Consider the following 24,806-nt stretch of genomic DNA (forward strand, 5'->3'; position numbering starts at 1 on the left):
TAATGAAAAAAAGGATATCTGTAACTGCAATATTAATTGTTTTTCTATTGCAAACCATTTTCCAATTTAGCTTTTCTGAAAAAACATTTGCTCAAACTCAAACACAAGATAAAACGTTCCTTTTTGAGCAAATTAAAAAAGAGAATAGCTATGAGAGTTTTTTAAATAAGTATTCAAAAACTGCTCAGCCAAAAAAAGAATATATAATTAATGGAGCTAATTATTTAAACTTTGAGGGGGAAGGTTTTAAGAAATTAGAAAATTTTGAGGGGACAAATGAACCAGTTATATTAACAGGTGATTCTGGATTTATTGAATGGGAGGTAAATATAGAAGAAGAAGGACTTTATAATATTTCAATAAAATACTTTCCAATAGAAGGGAAAAGTTCAAGTATTGAAAGAGAAATTTTAATTGATGGGGAAAGACAGTTTAACGAAGCAAGAAATATCAAGTTTGAAAGGGTATGGCGTAATGCTGGAGAAGTAAGGAAGGATAATAGAGGAAATGAAATTAGGCCAATTCAAGAAGAAAGCCCTATGTGGATTGAAAAAGCAGTAAGGGATTCAGAAGGATTATACCCAGAACCATTTAAGTTTTACTTTACAAAAGGTAAACATACGATAAGGTTGATATCTGTTAGAGAACCAATGGTAATTCAATATATTAAAATTCATAATCTCGAACCTCTTAAAAGCTATAATGAAATTGAAAAAGAATATAAACAAAGAGGATATAAAGAAGTAAAAAATGTTTCTATTAAAGTTCAAGGTGAAAGTGCTTATATAAAATCAGAACCTACACTTTATCCAATATCTGATAGAACAAATCCATTAAATGAACCTTATGACGTTTCTGAAATAAGGCTTAATATTATTGGTGGTTATAACTGGAGAAAACCAGAACAGTGGATTGAGTGGAAGATAAATGCACCTCAAGATGGGCTATATAAAATTGGGCTAAAATTTAGACAAAACACTGTAATGGGTTTACCGACATTACGTTCATTATACATAGATGGACAAATTCCATTTAAAGAAGCTGGTAATATTAAATTTCCATATGATACAAATTGGCAATATAAAGTTATAGGTCAAAGTGATGACAAACCATATTTATTCTATCTTACAGCAGGAGAGCATACTCTTAGGCTAGAAACATGTTACAACGATTTTGCTTATATTATCAGAAATGTTCAGCAATCTGCTATAGATTTATCACAGCTTTATACAAAAATTGTTATGATAACAGGTACTAATCCAGATTACTATAGAGATTATCAACTTGATATTCGTATTCCTGAATTAATACCTACATTAAAAGAAAATGCAAAGATTTTAAGACAACAAGTAAATGAAATAGTAAAAGTTGGTGGGAAAAAGGTAAATGAAGCTTCACAGATAGAAACCATTGCTATACAGCTTGAAAGCTTAGCTGAAAAACCGGAAACAATTCATCAAAGGCTATCAAAGTTTAGAGATAATTTATCAAGCTTAGCAACATGGACATTAACAATTAAGGAACAACCACTTGATATAGACTATTTTATTATTTCTTCTAAAGATGCTAAAAACCCTATTGTAAGACCAAATATATTGATTAAAACAACTGACTTTTTCAAAAAATTCTTCTTATCATTTATAAAGAATTACAACATGATAGGTAATGTTTATGATAAAGAAAAGGCAGTTAGTGTATGGGTATTATTAGGAAGGGACCAAGCTGAAACTTTAAAAGCATTAATTGATAGCGACTTTACACCAAAAACAGGAATACCTGTTAATCTAAATATTATTACTAATGAAAGTGTTCTACTGTTTGCTGTTTCAGGGCAACAAGATCCACCTGATGTTGCAATAAATGTTTCAAGAGGATTACCAGTTGATTATGGTATTAGAGGTGCTTTAGTCGATTTGTCTAAATTGCCAGGTTATAAAGACGTTGAGAAAAACTTTATGCAAACTGCCGTTGTTCCATATTCATATGCAGGTAAAGTATATGGATTACCAATGACTCAGGACTTTCCAATGATGTTTTACAGAAAGGATATCCTCAGTAAATTAAAAATAGATATACCTCAAACATGGGAAGAACTTTACAATGCAATTGCAATGCTTCAACAAAATAATCTACAATTTGGACCTGGATATGGAACAAGTTTTGATTTGTTTAATATGCTTTTACTTCAAAATGGTGGAAAATATTATAGCGATGATGCTAAAAAATGCTTATTAGATACCCCAATAGGAATAAAGATATTTACTCAATGGACTAATTTATATACACAATATGGTGTAACAAGATGGTATGACTTTTACTCAAGATTTAGAACAGGTGAATTGCCTTTAGGTATTGTTAACTATACTATGTATAATCAATTATCTGTAGCAGCCCCTGAAATAAGTGGTCTTTGGGGAATAGCTCCAGTGCCTGGTGTTAAGCAACCTGATGGCACTATTAAAAGAACTGTTTCTGGAAATGGAACAGCAGTTGTTATTTTTAATCAAACTAAAAAGTTAAATAGTGCATGGGAATTTACAAAGTGGTGGCTAAGTGCTGATACACAGGCACGTTATGGTAGAGAACTTGAAGCACTTTTAGGGCCTGCAGCAAGATATAATACTGCAAACTATGTTGCAGCAAGTTATTTGCCTTGGCCTTCAAGTGACTATAAAGTATTAAAAGAACAGTGGAAGAATGTAAATGAAATACCTAATATACCTGGTTCTTATTATACAGGTAGGCATCTTGATAATGCATTTAGAGAGGTTCTTGATAATAATGAACTTCCTAGAGAAGCAATAACAAAATATGTAAAAGAAATAAATAAGGAAATCAAAAAGAAACGTGAAGAATTTGGTTTTCCTGTTGATTAATAAAGGTAGAGGTGATAATAATGGATTCAGAAAGAAAAAGATATGGAAGTTTTTATGAAACATTGCAAGAAATGAAAAAAAACAAATCTTTATATTATATGATGGCTCCTTTTATGATTTTATTCTTATTTTTCACTGTAATTCCTGTAATTGCAGGTATGTACCTTAGTTTTACCTATTATAATATTATACAACCACCTAAATTTATTGGTTGGTCAAACTATATAAGGCTTTTCCTTGATGATGATGTATTTTTGATTGCAGTGAAAAATACATTTAAATTTGCTTTGATTACAGGCCCATTAAGCTATTTTGCTTGCTTAATATTTGCTTGGTTAATAAATGAATTAAAACCAAGAACAAGAGCGTTAGCAACATTACTTTTCTATGCTCCATCATTATCAGGAAGTGTTTATTTCATATGGCAATATATATTTTCACCTGATATGTATGGACTAATGAATGGATTTTTAATGAGATTAGGTATAATCAAAGAACCAAATTTATGGCTATCCGATCCTAACCTAAATCTTACTGTTATTATGATAATACAGTTGTGGATGAGCCTTGGAACCAGCTTTTTAACATTTATTGCTGGTCTACAAAATGTTGATATAGCACTTAAAGAATCAGGGGCAATAGATGGAATCAGAAATAGATGGCAAGAATTATGGTATATAATTTTACCTTCAATTAAACCACAGCTTATATTAGGTGCAGTTTTACAGGTTGTTAACTCATTTGCAGTTAGTGATATTTGTGCTCAACTTGCAGGGTTTCCAAGCCCTCTATATTCAGCCCATACAATAGTTTTGCACATGGTTGACTATGGTAGCATCAGATATGAAATGGGTTATGCTTCAGCAATAGCAGTTATATTATTCTTTACTACAATAATAATTAACCAAATAATCAGAAAATTAATAAAACCTGAATAATAACAAATAGCCAGTAACAAGGAGGCAAGTGATAAATGGGTATTAAAAGTTATAGATCAACATGGGGGAATATTTTCATTACTGTAATATTAGCTCTTATTGCTGTTTTTATGGCATTACCACTTCTATATGCCATACTTACAGCATTCAAACCTTTAGATGAGTTATTTATATATCCACCACGATTTTTTGTTCGAAGACCAACTCTTAAAAACTTTACTGATTTATTTTATTTAATGAGTAATTCATTTGTCCCATTTAGTAGATACTTATTTAATAGTATTTTTGTAACTGTTGTAGGCACTTTTTCATATGTTGTTATTGCTTCAATGGCAGCATATCCGCTTGCTAAATTTAGATTTCCTGGGAGCAGAACCATGGATCAGTTAATAATTCTGTCACTTATGTTTTCAGGTTATGTAACTAATATACCAAAATTTATAGTTTTATCGAAATTACATTTATTAAATTCGTATTTTGCATTACTACTTCCAATGCTTAGCGGAACATTTGGGTTGTTTTTGATGAGACAATTTATGGTCCAGATACCTGATTCTTATATAGAATCTGCCAGAATAGATGGAGCATCTGACTTACGAATATGGTGGCATGTTGTTATGCCAAACGTAAAGCCTGCATGGCTTACATTAACATTGTTTGCTTTTAGAGATTTCTGGAATGATACAAACTCACCTGCCCTTTATATACATGATGAGGCACTAAAAACATTTCCTCTTGCACTATCCTATGTAAATTCAGGTGGTATTGCAAGAGCTGGTGCAGCAGCTGCTGCAGCACTTATTATGATGTTACCATCATTAATCATATTTATTGTTACACAAAGCAATGTTGTTGAAACAATGAAATCAGCCGGTATTAAAGAGTAAGGTGAATAAGGAGTGAAGTTTGGATGAGTTTTTTTAAAAAACTTAGTATTGTCTTGGCAATATTAATCTTGTTTAGCGTAAATGTTGTATTTGCAGAGGTGCCATATAATACCTATAACTATGATGATAATTTAAGAGCTGTTCCATCTCCTGCAGGTTATTTACCTGAAAAGGTTTTGACATATACTGAAATGGAACTACCTGACAATTTAAATACTCCAAGTGATTTATCATTTGATAAAAATGGAAAGCTATACATTCTTGATGGAGGTAATAATAGGATTGTTGTTTTAAATGAACAACTTAAATTTGATAGAATTATTTCTAAGTTTAATGTTGAAGGCAAAGATGAAACTTTTAATAATCCAAAAGGTATATTTATTAATGATAATGGAGATATATATGTAGCTGATACAGGTAATGCAAGAATAGTTATTTTAGATAATCAAGGAAATTTAAAGCAAATTGTAGGAAAACCTGTTGCAGATATAATTCCAAAGGATTTTGCTTATAAGCCATTAAAGGTTGCAGTAGATAAATTAGGAAGAATATTTGTAGTTGCAGAAGGTGTTGTTGAAGGTTTACTACAATTTAATCCAAAGGGTGAATTTGAAAGATATTTTGGTAGTAACAAAGTTTCACCAAATTATTTTGAAATGTTTATAAGACAGTTCTTGAATAGACAGCAAAGAGCACAAAGAATACTTATATTACCAGTAGAATATAGAAATGTTGCAATTGATAAAGAAGGATTTCTATATGCATGTGCTAGAGGTACATATGATCAGATTAAAAGGCTTAATGCTTTAGGTGATAATATTATCAAAAGAGAAGGAAGAATTGGGGATAGATATGGTGATCTTTATTATAATTCTTCCAATCCTGTTGTAACTGATTTTGCCGATCTTGCTATAGATGAATCTAATACATTATATGCACTTGATAATGCTCATGGAAGAGTTTATGTCTACAGTGCACTAGGGGATTTACTTTTTATTGTTGGTGGAATTAGCAATCAAAAGGGTAATTCTCTTGATGCTGTTGCTATAGATATATGGAAAGGTAAGTTTTATGTTTTAGATGAAAGTAAAGGTATTATTACCGTTTATAAACCTACCGATTTTGGCGAATTGGTTTTTTATGCTAATTCATTTTATATGCAAGGTAAATATGCTGAATCAGCAAAACCTTGGCAAGAAGTATTAAAAAGGGATGCACATTTTGATCTTGCCTACATAGGTTTGGGAAATGCCTATATGAAAGAAGGAAAATTCAAAGAAGCAATGAAGTGCTTCAAAACAGCGTATTATGCTAAAGGATATTCAAAAGCATTAAAAGAATATAGAGCCGAATTTTTAAGGAAGAATTTTGCTTTTATTATGAATTTATTAATTATATTAATATTACTTTATTTTATTGTAAGAAAGGTTCTTAGATCCAAAAACATTTCTATAAAAGAGATTTTAGATGCTAAAATTAGACAAAATGAGGTTTTAAGAGATTTATTCTTTGTTTTCTATATAATGATTCATCCATTTGATGGATTCTGGGAATTAAAACGAGAAAGAAAAAAATCAGGGATTGCATCAGTTATTATTTTAATTTTGTTATGTATTGTTACAGTTTTCAAAGTTCAACTAACAAACTTTTTATATAACCCATTCAAACCAGAAAATATTAATATAGCATCACAGATTTTTTCAATAGTAGGGCCAATATGTGCATGGGTTGTTTTAAATTGGGCTGTAACTACACTTTTTGAAGGCAAAGGGACAATGAAAGATATATGGGTAACCACTGTTTATAGCTTATTCCCATTAGTATTATTCTATATTCCACAAATTTTCTTAAGCCATGTATTTACTTTAGAAGAATCAGCTTATTATTCCATAATTGGAACAGTAGGTGTTATATGGACACTGCTAATGATGTTTGCTGGCTTTATGACAATACATGACTATACACCAAGTAAAACAATAGGCACAGCAGCACTTTCAATTGTTGGAATCTTATTTGTTATGTTTATTGGTATGGTATTCTTTAATACAATACAACAATTTGGTAAATTTATTCAAACAAGCTATTTAGAACTAAAATATATGTTTCAATAGTTTGTAATTTAAGGAGTTGAGATATTGATGGGCAAAAAGATAATAAGTTTACTTATTTCAGTAACTTTTATTATAACAACTATTTTTGGCAACATTATTTATGTTTCAGCTGAAACATTAGAAGGGTTCAAATTAATGGCTAAAAATAGTAAATATGAATTGTATTTTGAATCTGAATATGGTGGAATTGCTGTTAAGGATATAACAACAGGGAAAACATGGAGATCATATCCTGAAGATTTTAGGACTGATTTTTCAAAAGGTTTTATGAAATTTAATATACCTTCACATATTGTTTTTGAAGTTTCGGACAAAGATGGAAACACAACAGTCTATAACTCATACATTATGGGCATTAGAAATGAAAACTACAAAATTAAATCAATAAGCAATGGATTCAGAATAGATTATAACTTTCAAGAACAAGGTATAAAGTTATCAATTGAATTTACAATAACACAATATGGTTTAACTGTTAGAATTCCTGTTGATTCAATTAAAGAAACAAATAAAGATATAAGTCTTAATAGAATTTGGTTGATGCCTTATTTTGTTTCAGCAAAAAGAGGATCTAATGGCTATATGTTTGTCCCTGATGGCAGTGGTGCAATAATTGATTTAAAAAGTTATGTTTCTTATGACAAAGGTATTGATTCTATGTTTTATGGCTATGATTATTCAATACCATTTACAGAAATGTTACCAAGAACAGAAAAGCTAAGAATGCCTGTATATGGCATCAAAAATAATGATACAGGTGTGTTAGCTGTAATCAGGCAAGGAGATTATTATGCAAGATTAATTTCTGAAGCTGGTGGAAGTGGATCTAATTATTTTAGAACTTATCCTATATTCACTTATAGAGAACTATATAAATATACTTTATTTGAAGGACAAACAAAAAATAATCAATCTCCGGGTGATATTACTGAAACATTAATTGCCAAAAATTCTCCATACCATATGAAAAGTGATATTATTGTTGATTATTATTTCTTAACCGGAGAAAAGGCTAATTATTCAGGTATGGCTGAAGCTTATAGAAATTATTTGCTAAGAAATGGGCTTTTAAAAAATTATATTAAAAGTAACGACATCCCTTTAAATTTAACATTATTAGGTGGTATCAAAAAAAGAACATTGGTTTTGGGACTTCCATTTATGCTTGTTCATCCAATGACAACATATGATCAAGCAACCGAAATATTGAAGCTGTTAAAAAAAGCTGGGGTAGAAAAGATTAATCTAAGATACAAGGGATTTCAGGAAGATGGATATATTTCAAAGATAACAAATGGGGTTGAACCAGAAGGTAAATTAGGTGGAGCTAAAGGTTTAAAGAAGCTTATAGAATTTTCAAGAGCAAACAATGTTAAACTCTTTTTAAATGCAGAATTAATTGAAATACATGAGCCAGGGAATGGATTCAATGAATCAAGAGATGGAGATAGATATCTTAATAATGCATTAATTTTCTTATGGCAATGGTGCCCTATTGATAAGAGAAAAGAGACAGGTGCTGCACAATGGTTTTTAACTTTACCATCAAGAGTACCATATTTTGCTAATAACTTTATAAATGACTTAGCTAAAAAATATAATCTTGATGCAGTTTCCTTTGAACATATGGGAGACTACATCTATTCTCAAACAAAGAAAGGAAATGTTTTATTAAGAGATCAAGTTGCTAAGGTTTGGACAAATGTATTCCAAAATGCTAAAAATAAGTTAGGCAATCTTATGCTAACAGGTGGGAATGTTTATACATTTTCGACAGCAAATATGCTTGTTGAGGTTCCATTAGATATAAGCCACTACAGCATCGAAAAAGAAGCTGTGCCATTTTATCAAATGGTAATACACGGATATATACCTTACAGCGGAAAGCCAGGGAACTTAAGACAAATACAAAAAGATGAATTCTTAAGAATGATTGAGTATGGAGCTATACCATATTTTGAATTAATATATGAAGATGGATCAGAAATGATGAAGACAAATTACAAAGAACTTTATAGTGCAACATATAAAGATTGGCTAAGTCAAGCAGTTAATGAATATAAAGTAGCTAAAAATGCTTATAAGGATATATACAATAAGAAGATGATTGACCATCAAAAGTTAAAGGAAGGGATTTATAAAACAACCTATGAAAATGGTGTAAGTATTATTGTAAACTACAATAATAGCAATTTCGTATATAATGGCAAAACAGTTAAAGCAAAAGACTTTATAGTTGTAAAGTAATGTCTTATATTAAGGAGGTTCAAATAATGTTTAAACGAAGGGTATCTTTAGAGAGCAGACAGGCAATAGCGGGTAGACTTTTTGTCTACCCTTGGGTAATAGGCTTTTTGCTGTTCTTTGCAAAGCCATTTGTTCAATCATTTTTGTATACATTTAAGGAAATAGATTTTCAGCAGGCAGGAGGATACACAGAAAAATTTATTGGCAAGGAAAATTATATAGAGGCACTTACCAATGACTCGACATTAATTGATTATTTAGCGAGAACCATTCCTTCAATAATAATTGATGTTCCATTAATTATTATGTTTAGTCTGTTTATTGCAGTATTACTAAACCAAAAATTTTTTGGTAGATCAATAGTTAGAGGTGCATTCTTCTTACCGGTTGTTGTAACATCAGGTGTTTTAATATATGTTATTAGAACAAACTCTATTGATCAATTTGCAAGACATGCAGGATCTGCAATGGCTATGCAGAACCCATTCTTAAATAACCTGGACTTTAAGGCCATACTTATGCAACTCACAAGCAACGTAGCATTTTTACAGCCTCTAATTGATGCCATGGATAGAATATATGAAATAATATGGAAGTCTGGTGTTCAAATATTAATATTTTTAGCAGGATTGCAATCAATACCTTCATACCTTTATGAATGTGCTGATGTTGAAGGTGCAACAAAATGGGAAAGCTTTTGGAAGATAACAGTACCAATGTTATCACCAATTATTATGGTAAATATAATATACACAATTATTGATTCATTTACTGATTATAGTAACGATGTGTTAAGATATATTCTTACATTGGCATTTACTAATATCCGTTTGACTTATAGTGCTACAGTTGCCTGGATATATTTTGCAATTATTGTTGTCATATTAGGAATTGTAGCAGCTATAGCATCTCGAAGAGTATTCTATATAAATGAGTAAGGGGGACATAAAAAATGAACGCAAGTGCAATCAAAAATCAGATAAGCAAAGATAATATTAGCAAAAAATTGCAGATTATTTTTAAGCCACAAAATGCCCATGAAGAAATGCTATCAAATGAAATTAAGAAAAAATGGGGTAGAAACATATATTCACTATTTTGGAAATTATTTAGATTAATATTATTCTTAGGTTTAATATTTGTATTGATATATCCTCTCTTATTTTTATTCTCAATAAGCTTAAGAACATTTGATGATATGGTTGATCCAACAACTATTTGGATTCCTAAAAAGCCAACATTTGCACGATATGCTGAGGCTTATAAAGCACTTGATTATTTATTATCATTAAAAAATACATTTTTAACATCAATATTTCCTACAATATTTAATGTTATTATGTGTTCGCTTATTGGATATGGTTTTGCAAGATTTAGATTTAGAGAAAAAAACTTTTTATTTGCTCTTGTACTTTTTACATTAATAGTACCACCACAAGTAACCATCGTCCCCCAATATCTTCAATATTCAAACTTTGATTTCTTTGGATTAATGAAATTATTTAATAAACATGCTGGTATAAACCTACTCAATACTTATGTGCCTCTTATACTGCCCTCATTATTTGGATTAGGACTAAAAAGTGGTTTATTCATATACATCTTTAGACAATTCTTTAGAGGAATGCCTAAAGAATTAGAGGATGCTGCATATATTGATGGATGTTCACCATTCCAAACATATATAAGAATATTCTTGCCAAACGCTGTTCCAGCAATTGTAACTGTTTTCTTGTTCTCATTCGTATGGCATTGGAATGATGTATTTGAACCAACAATATACTTAAATGATATTAAAAACTATACATTAGCAATGAGATTGGCAAGTATAGATAACTTTATTACTGGCAGTGCACAAGTATTTGACCCTATAAAAGTTACACCACCAAAGTATGCTGGTGTTATATTAGTTATCCTACCTATGTTAATTCTTTATGTATTTGCTCAAAGATATTTTATAGAGAGCGTCGAGAGAAGCGGTATTGTAGGATAATAATAACTGGATGGTGAGGATATTTTGAAAAGAAAAATTATACTGAGAATAGTATCAATTTTAATAATTATTTCATTAGCCTTATCTTTTATTTTTATAAATGCAGCAAGTAAAAATTCAAAAGTTAATACTTTTGTATATATTACTCCAGTTCAGGCTTCGAAAGAAATGGAGCCTGGCTGGAATCTTGGTAATACTCTTGATGCTATTCCAACTGAAACTTCATGGGGAAATCCTGAAACCCAAGCCTATATGTTTGATGATATAAAAAAAGCTGGATTTAAAAGTGTTAGAATCCCTATAACATGGGCAGACCATATAGGTTCAGCTCCTGAATATACAATTGATAAGACTTGGCTTGATAGAGTTGAACAGATTGTTGATTGGGCTTTAGAAAGGGATTTATATGTAATAATAAATGCTCATCATGATTCATGGAGATGGCTATCTTCTTTGAAAAATGATAAAGAAGGTAATATGAAAAAACTTGAAAAGATATGGCAACAGGTTGCACAAAGATTTAAAAATAAATCTGCTAAACTTATGTTTGAGGTAATAAATGAGCCTTATTATGATGGATATAGTGAACAAGAGCAAGGTGCAATTCAAAATGAACTTAATAATAGAATTTTAAAAACTATTAGATCAACTGGTGGTAATAATCAAAAAAGAATTGTAGTTATTCCTGCTCTTTCTTGCGACAGCTACAAAATGGCAAAATATTTTGAAGTACCTAAAGATGAGAATATCATTCTCACATTCCACTACTATTCACCATGGAATTTTACTGCAAATTGGTGGGGAAAGACAACTTGGGGAAATGAAGAGGATTTAAAAAATATGGAAAAGGATCTCAAGACAGTTTATGATAAGTTTAAAGGTAAATATCCGATTGTTATTGGAGAATATGGACTATTTAATGGAAATAAACCTGCAGAGTGGTTCTATTTTGATACCTTCTTGAAGTTAGCTCATAAATATGGAATGCAGACAATGTATTGGGATAATGGCGGTAATTATGATAGAAAGAACAGAGTTTGGCGAGATGAGCAAACAATAAAGATTATTGCTAACTCTGCAAAAAATATTAATAATTCATTTGTTGACCCTGGTATTTTATATTTTGAAGATGGTAAAACAATTAAAGATACTACTTTAAGTTTCAAATTAAATGGCAATAAATTAGTTAATATTATGAATAATAAATATGTCTTAAAAAAAGACAAGGATTATGTTGCCAATGGATCTAAGATTATACTTAAGGCAAGCTACATAAAAACATTATTAAATAATGATGAGTATGGTGTTAATGCAACACTGAGATTTAAGTTTAATAAAGGTGCTGACTATCCGCTTGATATTGTAAAATATAATAAGCCGAAGGTTTTAGATGAAGAAATTTATGTCTCAAAAGATGGAAATAATAATGATACAAGAATAATTACAGCATTTAATGGAACAAAGCTCACAGCTGTAAAATTGGTTAGTGAGAATGGTCAAAACATCAGAGATTCATGGACACCATACCTAAGAGGTTGGGATGATTTTGCAGTTGATAATGGGAGCATTACAATTAAAAAACATGTTTTAGATATGATCAAATCAGATGCAGTTCTTACTTTCGAATTTTTCCCTGAAGGTGTGTCGCTTCAAGTTAAAGTAAAAGCAGAATAATAAACGCTTCTCCCTCTTAAACTGAGGGAGAAGCATTTAAGAATTATTCTGTAATATATATTATAATAATCCATACTTTTCTATCCATTTAGTAAATGAATTAATTAATTGGAGAGCGGTGAGTTTGAATAAAAAAGATAATAATTTTACATATATTGATCCAATAAGTGCTGTTAAAATGATGAATCCTGGCTGGAATTTAGGAAATACTCTTGATGCTATTCCAACAGAAGGTTCATGGAATAATCCTCCAGCACAAGAATATATCTTTGATGATATAAAAGAATCAGGCTTTAAAAGCATAAGAATTCCTGTTACATGGACACATCATATCGGACCTTCACCGGATTATAAAATAGATGAAAAATGGATGGATAGGGTAGAAGAAGTAGTCGATTGGGTATTAAAAAGAAATCTTTTTGCAGTATTAAATGTTCATCATGATTCATGGGAATGGTTACAGTATATAAATAGAGATGGATATGAGGTAATAAATAAACTTGATCATATATGGGAACAAATAGCACAAAGGTTTAAAGATAAATCTGAAAAACTAATATTTGAAGTAATAAATGAACCTACATATGATTTTGGCGATGTTAGAAATAATCCAGAAGATACAAAAAAAGCATTCGAAATACAACATCAAGTTAATGACAGAATACTTAAGATTATAAGAAGCTCAGGTGGTTTTAATGACAAAAGGCTTGTGATAGTTCCAGGTATTTGGACTGATAGTGAAAAGACACTTGAGTACTTTAAAGTACCAGATGATAAGAATATAATATTAACAGTTCATTATTATACACCATGGGATTTTGTCGCAAATTGGTGGGGAAGAGTAATATGGGGTTCACAGGATGATATAAAATATATTGATAATCTTTTTGAAAGATTACATAACAAATTTATATTAAATGGTATTCCTATTGTTATTGGAGAATATGGTGTTGAAGGGAAAACACATACTCCAAGCAGATGGAAATGGTTAAATTTTGTTGTCTATTTTGCTTCTAAATATGGTATGACAACTATGTTATGGGATAATGGGAAAATATATGATAGGCTGAATAGACGATGGAGAGATAAGACTGCAATAGACTTTATAATTAATGCTTCTAAAGGTATTCAAAATTCTTACTGCGATGATATGTTATATATAAAAGCAAATGAGAACAATATATATATTCAAAAAGATATAAAACCTGTTATATTTAATTCAAATTCAAATAATTTACTTGCTATATATAATGGAAAATATAAGCTTGTAACAGCTGAGGACTATACTATAGAAGAGAACAGATTAATTTTTAATTTGTCATTTATTGAGAAATTGATTAAAAATAAACAAATTGGTGTAGTTACAACACTAGATCTGGTTTTTGAAAAAGGAATTAACTTTCCGCTAGATATTATTTTATATAAAAAGCCAGAACTTAATTTCAATCAATATATTTTAAATAAATCATATAATATCGAAAGAATAAGTATTCCTGTGAAATTCAATGGTACCTTTCTAGCTACTGTCAAAGCTGTTGATTTATTAACTGGCAAACCAATTAAAGAATCACATACACCATTTTTAAAACATGGTGATTTTGATTATGATGATAATAATATCTATCTCTCAAAAGAATTTTTAATGAGTTTAACAAATGATGCTAAACTGACATTCATATTTTGGGGTGAAGAATGTTGCATTGACTTTATTATAAAAGTGCTTAATTAAAAATAATTAATTAATCCTCATAATAAAAAAGAATATGTATTTGGTTTTATTTGTTAAAGGATTTAAAGTATATTGTTTTAATATAATTTAAAACAGGAGGATTTGCTTTATGAAAAGATATATAGCTTTTTGTTTATCAGTTCTATATTTATTTAGTGCTGTATATGCAGCAGATAAAGCATCTACTGTGAATATTACCATTGATACAAAACAAGAAAGAACTCCGATTAGTCCATACATATATGGTGCTAATCAGGATGTTGATGGTGTAGTTCATCCGGCAAGAAGACTTGGTGGTAACAGGATGACAGGATATAATTGGGAAACAAATGCTTCAAATGCAGGAAGTGACTGGAAACATTCTAGTGATTATTTTATGTGTGATGTTTATGGTATTTCGAGTATAGACAGATATACCCCTGCTGCAGTAATTAGTGCTTTTCATGAAAAATCAATTGAGCATAAAGCATATAGTGCAATTACACTTCAGATGGCAGGTTATGTATCAAAGGATACTAGCGGGGAAGTTTCTGAATCAGAAAAAGCCCCATCAAACAGATGGGCTCAAGTAAAATTTAAAAAAGATGGGAAACTATCACTTAATCCTGACACAAAAGATAATTATGTTTATATGGATGAGCTAATTAATTATCTTATCAAGAAGTATGGAGATGCTTCAAAAACCACAGGTATTAAAGGATATATACTAGATAATGAACCCGATCTTTGGGCATCAACACACCCAAGGATTCACCCTCAAAAAACTACTTGTAAAGAACTAATAGAAAAATCAGTTGAACTTTCAAAAGTAATAAAGTCACTAGATCCTAAAGCTGAAGTTTTTGGATATACGTCGTATGGATTTGGTGGATATCTTTCACTTAAAGATGCTCCTGATTGGAATACTGTTAAAGGAAATCATGATTGGTTTATAAGCTGGTATCTTGAGCAGATGAAAAAGGCGTCAGATAAATTTGGAAAAAGGCTTTTGGATGTTTTAAATCTTAATTGGTATTCTGAAGCAAGAGGAAACAATCTTCGTATAAACTTTGATGGTGCAGAAGATACAAGCCGTGAAGTTAGCATAGCAAGAATGCAAGCACCCAGAACATTATGGGACCCAACTTACAAAACAGATATAAAAGGACAAATTACAAATGGTGAAGATAGCTGGATAAATCAATGGTTTCCTGAATACTTACCTTTGATACCAAAAATAAAAGCTGATATTGATAAATATTATCCTGGAACTAAGCTTGCTTTTACCGAGTTTGACTACGGTGGCAAAAATCATATTTCTGGAGGAATAGCACTAACAGATGTATTAGGTATATTCGGTAAATATGGCATATATTTTGCAACAAGATGGGGTGATAGTGGAGATTATATCACAGCTGCATATAATATATATCTTAATTATGATGGTAAAGGCTCAAAATATGGAAATACAAATGTAAAAGCTGTATCATCAGATAGTGCAAATATGCCTGTATATGCTTCAATAAATGGAAATAACGATTCTAATCTTCACTTAATACTTATAAACAGAAACTATGATAAAAAACTTACTGCAAATATTAATATTAAGAATACTAAAAAGTATTTAAAGGCTGAAATATATGGTTTTGATAGTAAAAGTGCAGATATAAAAAAAGTAAATGCAAAAATTAATATTAAAAATAATATTTGCACATTAGATGTTCCACCATTAACAGTGTATCATTTAATTTTAAAATAAATTAAATTAAGACTTTTGTTATATTGAAAGCTAAATGAGAGGAAGATCGGAATAATTTTAAATTATTCTATCTTCCTTTTTCTTTGGTTTTTTCTATTTTTTAAACAATACAACTATGATATTATAAAAGTAATATATTTCTATTCACTCTATACATTAGTATATTTTTATTACATAATATTAATGTATATTTAACCTTTTTAATATTACATTACAAAAAAAAGGAAGATTTTCATGGAAAGGTTACTTTCACTTATTAATGTAACTAAATACTATAACAATAGCCTTATATTAGACAATATAAACCTTACAGTTTATAAAGGTGAAGTCATTTCAATTTTAGGGCCTAATGGTACTGGAAAATCTACTTTATTAAGGATAATTGGTGGGTTAACAAATATAAGCCAAGGGAAAAGAGAAATATCTTATACTGAAAAAGATTTTAAAATAAGATATATACCTGAAGGGTTTGCTAAACTGAATTTTACACCTCTCGAATATCTGATACTTATGGGCAGGATATCCAATATAAATTATGATGTGTTAATTCAGAGAATTAATCATCTATTTTATATTTTTAACTTTGATTTTTTAAAGAATACACCTATAAAAAACCTTTCAAAAGGTTCAGCACAAAAAGTGTTAATAATGCAAGCTTTACTTGATACACCTGACTTACTACTACTTGATGAGCCTTTAAGTGGTTTAGATGAAAAGTCTCAAAAAGAGCTGATTAGAATTATTTATTCACTTAAAGAAAAAATGGTTACAATTATCCTAGTGTGTCACGAAATTGAACTTGCTAATATGCTATCGGATAGGATTTTTGAATTAAATAAAGGGAAATTAACACAAATTGAAGGACTTTCAGAAGATAATAAAAAAAATACAGAGTTAGTTGAAATAACAATTAATGCCTCTATGGGAATAAACTTTGGAAAATTGAATGACTATATTTTTAGATTAATAGAATCAGAAAATACTACTAGAGTTATAGTTGAAAAGAGCAAATTGAATAGGGTTTTATATTTATTGATAGAACAAAATTGTGAAATTATAAAGGTTGGCAAATATTCATTATAAATTCTAAAACGAAGGTGAAAAAATGATAAAATGGTTTTTATTATATAATCATAAATACTATATGAAATCATATAAATATGTACCGCCATTTTTAGTTTTTTTTACTATTCTTTTTATTGCATACAGCATAAAACCAGTAAATGTAATGAATTCATATGCATTTACAACAGTACTCATTTTTTTTATATCAGCTTGGCTTGCATATGGGTTTATTGAAAATGAAGACATGATACAACAGCAGATAACAATACTTCATTTGGATTCTCAAAATGTTTATTACTTTTTCAAGATTATATATATTTGGTTATTTTCATTTATTTTTACCTTTATAGCTTTAATATATCCAATATTATTAAATGCCTTTAATAGGGAGATTACATTTCGCGATATAATTATTTCGGTAATTAGTCATATAATAGCTTCTTTTTTAGGTACAAGTATAGGTTGTTTCTTTGGTTCAAGATTATTTAATATTAAAAGAGCATCTGTTATATCATTTATAGCACTGCTTCTTATATCAATTTTAGGTAAGCTTATATTTAAAAATATACCACATCTAAATTTTATTTTATATATAATTCCTCCAGTCTGGATGTTGATAGATGAAATTACAAAATATGATATTATTTCATATAGAGAATATTATAATTTTGTAGTAAAATCTTTTTTTGTTTTATCATACTCGTTTATACTATGTTCAATATTTATATTCATTATGAAAAAGAAAAAGTTTTGAAGTTGCAATATTTAAGAATATTAATTATAATCAATTCAAGGTTTAATTACAATTTTTAGTGATAATAATTTATAAAAAACGGCTGAAAAAATTACATAGATGGAGGTTATATAAAAGATGGAGGTACAATATAATCATACTGAAATTGAAAAGAAATGGCAGAAAATCTGGGAAGAGAATAAAACATTTAAGGCTTTGGATGACTTTTCAAAGCCAAAGTATTATTTATTAGTTGAGTTTCCATATCCATCAGGCGAAGGTCTTCATGTTGGTCATCCACGAAGTTATACAGCTCTTGATATAATAGCAAGGAAAAGAAGAATGGAAGGATATAATGTTCTATATGCAATAGGTTGGGATGCTTTTGGTCTTCCTACCGAAAACTTTGCCATAAAGCATAAAATCCATCCAAGAAAGGTTACAGAAAAGAATATTGCAAGGTTTAGACAACAGTTAAAATCTATTGGATTTTCTTTTGACTGGGACCGTGAGATTGATACAACAGACCCAAACTATTATAAATGGACTCAATGGATATTCTTAAAGTTTTTTGAAAAAGGCTTGGCATATAAAGCTGAGATACCAATAAACTGGTGTACTTCATGCAAGGTTGGGCTTGCAAATGAAGAGGTTGTTAACGGTGTTTGTGAAAGATGTGGTGGTGAGGTAGTAAGAAAACATAAGAGCCAATGGATGCTTAAAATCACCGAATATGCTGAAAAGCTCTTAAATGGGCTTGAAGATGTAGATTATATAGAAAAGGTAAAAACACAACAAAGAAACTGGATAGGAAAATCTGAAGGTGCAGAGATTCACTTTAAGCTTGATAATGATTTAGGAGAACTTGTAGTATTTACAACAAGACCTGATACAATATTTGGAGCAACATATATGGTTATCGCACCTGAACATCCACTTATTGATAAATTAAAGGATAAAATTGAGAATATAGATGAGGTTTTAGATTATAAAGATCAAGCTCAAAAGAAATCAGACTTTGAAAGAACAGAGCTTTCAAAAGAAAAAACGGGTGTTGAGCTAAAAGGGGTATATGCAATTAACCCTGCAACAGTTAAAAAGATACCTATATGGGTGTCAGACTATGTTTTAATTTCTTATGGAACTGGTGCTATTATGGCAGTTCCAGCACATGACACAAGAGACTGGGAATTTGCAAAGAAGTTTAACCTTCCAATAATACCCGTTATTGAGGGTGGAGATATAGAAAAAGAGGCATTTACAGAGATTGAAACAGGTAAAATGATAAATTCTGATTTCTTAAATGGGCTTACACCAAAAGATGCAATTCTCAAGGCAATTGAATGGTTAGAAAAAAATAACTTAGGCAAAAAGAGAATTTCATATAAATTAAGAGACTGGGTATTTTCTAGACAAAGATATTGGGGAGAGCCAATTCCACTTGTATATTGTGAAAAATGTGGTTGGGTGAGTATTCCAGAAAAAGATTTGCCTGTTACTCTACCAAATGTTGAAAACTATGAACCAACAGATACAGGAGAATCACCACTTGCAAAGATTACTGATTGGGTAAATACAACATGTCCTAAGTGTGGTGGAAAAGCCCAAAGAGAAACAGACACAATGCCCCAATGGGCAGGTTCTTCATGGTATTTCTTAAGATATATTGACCCACATAATAGTGAAGCATTTGCAGATGCAGAAAAACTAAAATATTGGCTTCCTGTTGATTGGTATAATGGAGGTATGGAACATACTACTTTGCACCTTCTTTATTCAAGATTTTGGCACAAATTCCTATATGATTGTGGCTATGTTCCTACACCAGAACCATACAAGAAAAGAACATCACATGGTATGATTTTGGGTGAAAACAATGAAAAGATGTCTAAATCACGTGGAAATGTTGTAAATCCTGATGATATTGTAAATGAATTTGGTGCTGATACACTAAGGCTTTATGAGATGTTTATGGGAGCATTTGACCAAGAGATACCATGGTCTCAAACTGGTATAAAAGGTGCAAGAAGGTTTTTGGAAAGGGTTTGGAGGCTTCATACTCTTGTTTCAAGTGAAGAAGGGTATTCAAAGGAACTTGAATCATTGCTGCATAAGACCATAAAGAAGGTAAGCGAAGATTATGAAAGAATGAAGTTTAATACTGGTATTGCAGCTCTTATGAGTTTAACAAATGAATTTTATGATAAAGGCAAAATAACAAAAGATGAATTTAAAACATTCTTGATACTCTTAAATCCAGTTGCACCACATATTACATCAGAGCTTTGGGATTTAATGAAATTTGAAGGTATGATACATGAACAGAAATGGCCAGAGTATGATGAAGAAAAGATTGTTGATAATGTAATTGAGATTCCAGTTCAAATTAACGGGAAAGTAAGAGATACTGTAAAGATTAATGTTGATGCATCAGAAGAAGAAGTTAAAAAGATTGTATTCGAAAGCGATGCTGTTCGAAGGAATGTTGAAGGCAAAAAGATAGTAAAAGAAATATATGTACCAAAGAAGATATATAATATTGTTGTGAAATAATGGTTATATAAATGAAAAGGCTATCCAATATGAAGGGTAGCCTTTTTAAGTATAATGCTAATTAAAGCAAAGAGTATATTTAAGATTTGCTAATTTTTATCGTATTTGCTCAATAAAATAGTATAATATTATTTAATATATTTTTTAAAGGTAGGTATTTGTTTTGGATATTCGTGCACATCATCTTTTATGTTTTTTAGGATTTCGTGGGCTTGGTTATAGTAGAGAGTTTGTTGAACACTTTAAAAAGATATATAATTATGTATATGATGAAAATGGAAAGATAAAACTATTAAATTCACCTGATGAAATATGTAAATTATGCCCTAATCTTGAGAAGGATAAATGTAAATCAGAAGAAAAGATTTTAAATATGGACAAATTAGTTTTAAGTTTTATAAAAGAGTACATAAATATAGACAATGAGGTTTATCCTTCTCAATGTTATAAGGCTATATCTAAAATGCCATTTGAATATTATAAAAAGATTTGTTCAAACTGTGAGTGGTTTTCATTAGGTTTTTGTGAAGAAGGATTTATAAATCTTAAAAACAAATATAAAGAAGAACCTGAGGTGAATTATGATAAATAAGGACAATATTACAATACTAAAAATGCTTTATAACCAAAATGACTATGTATCGGGAGAGCATATTGCTGAGTATTTTAACATTTCAAGAATGGCTGTAAACAAAAGAATCAAAGATCTTAAAGAAAGCTTTGAAATAGAGGCTCACACAAATAAAGGGTATATTCTAAAAAATAGAGATATAATAAGAATATGGGAAATAGAAGATTATATTAAAAATAGTAGTCTCTTTTCTGAATTTATATATCTAAATGAAATAGATTCAACCAATCTTTTTATTAAAAACAATATTTCAAAACTTTCAAATGGAACCATTGTTTATACCGAAAAACAAGTACAAGGTAGAGGGCGACTTGGGCGTAGTTGGATTGATTTTAGTAAGGGATTAAAATTTTCAATACTTATTAATATGAAAGATACCCCTTTGCAAAAAGTAATTCCACTTACCCTTTTTACAGGGCTATGCATGGCAAAAGCTCTTTTATCATTTGGTATAGATGCCAAAATTAAATGGCCAAACGATATATTTCTTAATAATAAAAAAATCTGTGGTATTTTAACCGAATTAACAGGAGAAGTTGATAAGACTGATTTTATAGTTATTGGGATTGGCCTTAATATAAATGGAACAAATATTCCTAATGAGCTACAAAATATTGCAACGACAATAGAAAATGCGACAAAAAGAATATACGATAGAACAAGTATATTGATTAGATTTTTAAAAGAATTTGAAAACAATATAGATGTATTTTTAACTGATGGATTTATTAAATTTAAAGAGCAATATAAATCTTTATGCTTGAATTTAAATAAAAATATATTAATAAATGGAGAGAAAGAGCTTTATTGCAGTGATATTGGAGATAATGGCGAACTTATATGTGATGATAACAATAAAAAGGTGGTAATACAAAGTGGAGAGGTTTCAATAAGATTCTAAACTTTGAGGTGATAATATGAGATTAATTTCAAAAGATGCAAATTTAAAAAAACTACTTTTGTCAAAAGGCTTTGAACCAGAGAACATAGAAAGATTTTTAAACTATTCAGAAAATATGATTTTTACATTTGAGAAGGGTAATTTAGATGACCATATAAAACATATACTTATGGAAAATGGATATCATGTAATTTATAATGAAAATGAATTTTTTTTATCAACAACAAGAGAAAACTTTAATAAAACCAAATGTTTGATACAAGACCTTTTAAAAGATCAAGATATTTGTTCTTTTGAAGAGAATTTCAGCAGAATACTTTTATTAAAAGAAGGAAGGAAGATTGACTTAAATAAAACTAATATAATGGGAATAATGAACATTACACCAGATTCATTCTATCAAGGTTCACGATATCAGAATCTTGATGCTATTCAGGAAGTTTCTAAAAAGATGATAGAAGATGGGGCAGATATAATAGATATAGGCGGGGAATCAACAAGACCTTTTTCAGAACCTATAACTGAAGAGGAGGAAATCAATAGAGTAATTCCAGCAATAAAGAAGATAAGAGAAATTAATAATAATATACCTATATCAATTGATACTTACAGAAGTAGAGTTGCAAAACTTGCCATAGAGGCTGGTGCAGATATAATAAATGATATATCAGGTGGTCTTTTTGATAAAGAAATGTTTAGAGTTGCTGCTTCCCTCAATGTACCAATAATAATAATGCATATAAAAGGAACACCAAAAGATATGCAGCAAAATCCATATTATGATGATGTTGTAAAAGAGATATATGAGTTTTTTGAAATGAGAATTGAAGATGCAATAGAAAATGGGGTTAAAAAAGAAAATATTATATTAGACCCAGGTATTGGATTTGGGAAAAGGGTTGAGGACAATCTTGAAATTATAAGAAGGTGTGATGAGTTTAAAAGTTTAGGTTGTCCTGTACTAATAGGGGCATCAAGAAAATCAACAATTGGAAAGGTATTAGGGGATTTACCACCTGAGGAAAGATTGGAAGGAACAATAGCTATTTCAGTTATATGTGCTATGAAGGGTATTGAATTTGTAAGGGTACATGATGTTAAAGAAAACAAAAGAGCGGTTACCATGACAAATGCTATATATAACTATTAATTTTATAGAAGGTGTTTTTTATGAAGGTTGTTGTAGATAGAATTGAGGGAGATTTTGCTGTTGTAGAGCTACCAGATAGAACAATAGTTAATATGCCAATAATACTTTTACCTAAAGAAGTAAAAGAAGGGGATGTTATAATTATAGAGATAGATAAAAAAGAAACAAAGCAAAGATTAGAAAAAACTCAGAAGCTTTTCGAAGAACTATCTGAATAAAGAAAGGTGTTATTTATGTCTGTATTTTTAGGGCTTGGAAGCAATATCGGTAATAGAGAAGAGAATATAAACTCTGCAATTAAAAAACTTAGCAAAGAAATTAAAATAATAAATATTTCAAAATTTATTGAAACAGAGCCTTATGGGTATACAAATCAACCTAAATTTATTAACTGTGCTTTAGAAGGTGAAACTAATTTAACACCATATGAATTGTTAGACTTTTGTTTAAATATTGAAAAAGAAATGGGAAGAGTAAGGGAGATAAGATGGGGACCAAGGAATATAGATATAGATATACTTTTTTATGGCAGTCTTATAATTAACTCAAATATACTCACAATTCCTCATCCAGAGATAGAGAAAAGGCTTTTTGTTTTAAAGCCACTGAATGAAATTGCTCCTGATTTTGTTCATCCAATTTTTAAAAAATCAGTGAATATAATGTTATCTGAATTATTATCAAAAGAAGGTGTTAAAGATGAGTGAATTTGCTGATAAAATAGTTGTTGTTACTGGTGGTGCTCAAGGGATTGGTTATGCTATATCTGAGAGTTTTTTAAAAGAAAAGGCATTAGTATTGATTATTGATAATGATATTGAGGCAATAGATGAGATAAAAAACAACCAGTTTAAAGAGTATAAAAACATTGATTACTTTATATGTGATTTATCACAACCAGAACAGATAAAAATGACTTGTAATGAAATAACTAAAAGATATAACAAAGTAGATATATTAATTAATAATGCTGGAGTTGGCAATACCAAAAGTATTATTGATAGAACAGTTGAGGAATGGGACTATGTTATCAATGTTAATCTAAGAGCTCCATATCTCATGGTGAAATATCTAATAGATAGTATGCCACAATATTCATCTATAATAAACATTGCATCAACAAGAGCCTTTATGTCTGAAAAGGATACAGAACCATATTCAGCTTCAAAAGGTGGAATTATTGCATTAACACATTCTTTAGCAGTTTCATTATCTTATAGAAAGATAAGGGTAAATTCAATTAGCCCTGGCTGGATAGATGTATCTGGTTATAAAAAAAGTTCACAAAGAAAGCCTGAGATTCTAAGAGAGATTGACCATCTACAGCATCCAGTAGGTAGGGTAGGAATGCCTCAGGATATTGCAAATGCATGTCTTTTCTTATGTTCTGAAAAAGCAGGATTTATAACTGGTACAAACCTTACAGTTGATGGTGGAATGACTATAAAGATGATATATGAGGAATGAATAAAAATTAAATATATTTATTATTTACAAAAAATACTATATAATTTTTACGTATTTAATAAGTATCAATAGTTTAATATTTGAATATATTAATATTGCAAATAGAAATAATA

General features: G+C 29.7%; 19 protein-coding genes. All 19 read left to right on the forward strand.

The genetic code is table 11. The features are described 5' to 3' along the window. Positions 1-2 precede the first annotated feature (2 nt). The 19 genes from ACAG39_04520 (at position 3) to ACAG39_04610 (ending at position 24,693) form a co-directional block, all read left to right on the forward strand. On the forward strand, positions 3-2,876 hold the full coding sequence (locus ACAG39_04520; protein MEZ0536504.1) for an extracellular solute-binding protein: 2,874 nt from the start codon (positions 3-5) through the stop codon (positions 2,874-2,876). 20 nt (positions 2,877-2,896) lie between these two features. Next, positions 2,897-3,814, forward strand: coding sequence for a carbohydrate ABC transporter permease (locus tag ACAG39_04525; GenBank protein ID MEZ0536505.1), 918 nt, complete (start codon positions 2,897-2,899; stop codon positions 3,812-3,814). 35 nt (positions 3,815-3,849) lie between these two features. After that, the gene (locus ACAG39_04530) at positions 3,850-4,701 is read left to right on the forward strand and encodes a carbohydrate ABC transporter permease (protein ID MEZ0536506.1); all 852 of its coding nucleotides are present in this window, start codon (positions 3,850-3,852) and stop codon (positions 4,699-4,701) included. A 23-nt stretch (positions 4,702-4,724) separates the two neighbouring features. Next, positions 4,725-6,812: a YIP1 family protein gene (locus tag ACAG39_04535; protein MEZ0536507.1), complete on the forward strand. Its 2,088-nt coding sequence runs from the start codon at positions 4,725-4,727 to the stop codon at positions 6,810-6,812. Between the two features lie 27 nt (positions 6,813-6,839). Next, complete coding sequence (locus ACAG39_04540) at positions 6,840-9,059, forward strand: DUF5696 domain-containing protein (protein MEZ0536508.1); 2,220 nt, start codon at positions 6,840-6,842, stop codon at positions 9,057-9,059. A 26-nt stretch (positions 9,060-9,085) separates the two neighbouring features. Continuing rightward, positions 9,086-9,997 carry a carbohydrate ABC transporter permease gene (locus ACAG39_04545; GenBank protein MEZ0536509.1) on the forward strand — a complete coding sequence of 304 codons (912 nt, stop codon included), beginning with the start codon at positions 9,086-9,088 and terminating at the stop codon, positions 9,995-9,997. A gap of 14 nt (positions 9,998-10,011) precedes the next feature. Then, the gene (locus ACAG39_04550) at positions 10,012-11,052 is read left to right on the forward strand and encodes a carbohydrate ABC transporter permease (protein ID MEZ0536510.1); all 1,041 of its coding nucleotides are present in this window, start codon (positions 10,012-10,014) and stop codon (positions 11,050-11,052) included. Positions 11,053-11,076: 24 nt separating this feature from the next. After that, a complete protein-coding gene (locus ACAG39_04555) occupies positions 11,077-12,726 on the forward strand; it encodes a cellulase family glycosylhydrolase (protein ID MEZ0536511.1) in 1,650 nt (549 codons plus the stop codon). 124 nt (positions 12,727-12,850) lie between these two features. Beyond that, on the forward strand, positions 12,851-14,455 hold the full coding sequence (locus ACAG39_04560) for a cellulase family glycosylhydrolase (protein MEZ0536512.1): 1,605 nt from the start codon (positions 12,851-12,853) through the stop codon (positions 14,453-14,455). Between the two features lie 109 nt (positions 14,456-14,564). Beyond that, positions 14,565-16,193, forward strand: a complete 1,629-nt coding sequence (locus ACAG39_04565) for a glycoside hydrolase family 44 protein (GenBank protein ID MEZ0536513.1) — start codon at positions 14,565-14,567, stop codon at positions 16,191-16,193. 234 nt (positions 16,194-16,427) lie between these two features. Continuing rightward, on the forward strand, positions 16,428-17,276 hold the full coding sequence (locus ACAG39_04570; GenBank protein MEZ0536514.1) for an ATP-binding cassette domain-containing protein: 849 nt from the start codon (positions 16,428-16,430) through the stop codon (positions 17,274-17,276). 22 nt (positions 17,277-17,298) lie between these two features. Continuing rightward, complete coding sequence (locus ACAG39_04575) at positions 17,299-18,012, forward strand: hypothetical protein (GenBank protein ID MEZ0536515.1); 714 nt, start codon at positions 17,299-17,301, stop codon at positions 18,010-18,012. 117 nt (positions 18,013-18,129) lie between these two features. Further along, on the forward strand, positions 18,130-20,544 hold the full coding sequence (leuS, locus tag ACAG39_04580) for a leucine--tRNA ligase (protein MEZ0536516.1): 2,415 nt from the start codon (positions 18,130-18,132) through the stop codon (positions 20,542-20,544). 163 nt (positions 20,545-20,707) lie between these two features. Continuing rightward, positions 20,708-21,136, forward strand: a complete 429-nt coding sequence (locus ACAG39_04585; protein ID MEZ0536517.1) for a DUF1284 domain-containing protein — start codon at positions 20,708-20,710, stop codon at positions 21,134-21,136. Further along, positions 21,126-22,076 (forward strand): biotin--[acetyl-CoA-carboxylase] ligase, encoded by a 951-nt coding sequence (locus ACAG39_04590; protein MEZ0536518.1) that lies wholly within the window; start codon positions 21,126-21,128, stop codon positions 22,074-22,076. Before ACAG39_04585 ends, ACAG39_04590 begins: the two co-directional genes overlap by 11 nt. Before the next feature lie 16 nt (positions 22,077-22,092). Beyond that, a complete protein-coding gene (gene folP / locus ACAG39_04595) occupies positions 22,093-23,226 on the forward strand; it encodes a dihydropteroate synthase (protein MEZ0536519.1) in 1,134 nt (377 codons plus the stop codon). Between the two features lie 20 nt (positions 23,227-23,246). Next, entirely contained in the window at positions 23,247-23,444 is a 198-nt protein-coding gene (locus ACAG39_04600; protein MEZ0536520.1) for a DUF3006 domain-containing protein, read from the forward strand. Between the two features lie 15 nt (positions 23,445-23,459). Then, positions 23,460-23,933: a 2-amino-4-hydroxy-6-hydroxymethyldihydropteridine diphosphokinase gene (gene folK, locus ACAG39_04605; GenBank protein ID MEZ0536521.1), complete on the forward strand. Its 474-nt coding sequence runs from the start codon at positions 23,460-23,462 to the stop codon at positions 23,931-23,933. Then, positions 23,926-24,693, forward strand: coding sequence for an SDR family oxidoreductase (locus tag ACAG39_04610; protein MEZ0536522.1), 768 nt, complete (start codon positions 23,926-23,928; stop codon positions 24,691-24,693). Before folK ends, ACAG39_04610 begins: the two co-directional genes overlap by 8 nt. Positions 24,694-24,806: the final 113 nt, after the last annotated feature.

This window comes from Caldicellulosiruptoraceae bacterium PP1 (genome assembly GCA_041320695.1).
Taxonomy (GTDB): Bacteria; Bacillota; Thermoanaerobacteria; order Caldicellulosiruptorales; family Caldicellulosiruptoraceae; genus JBGGOQ01.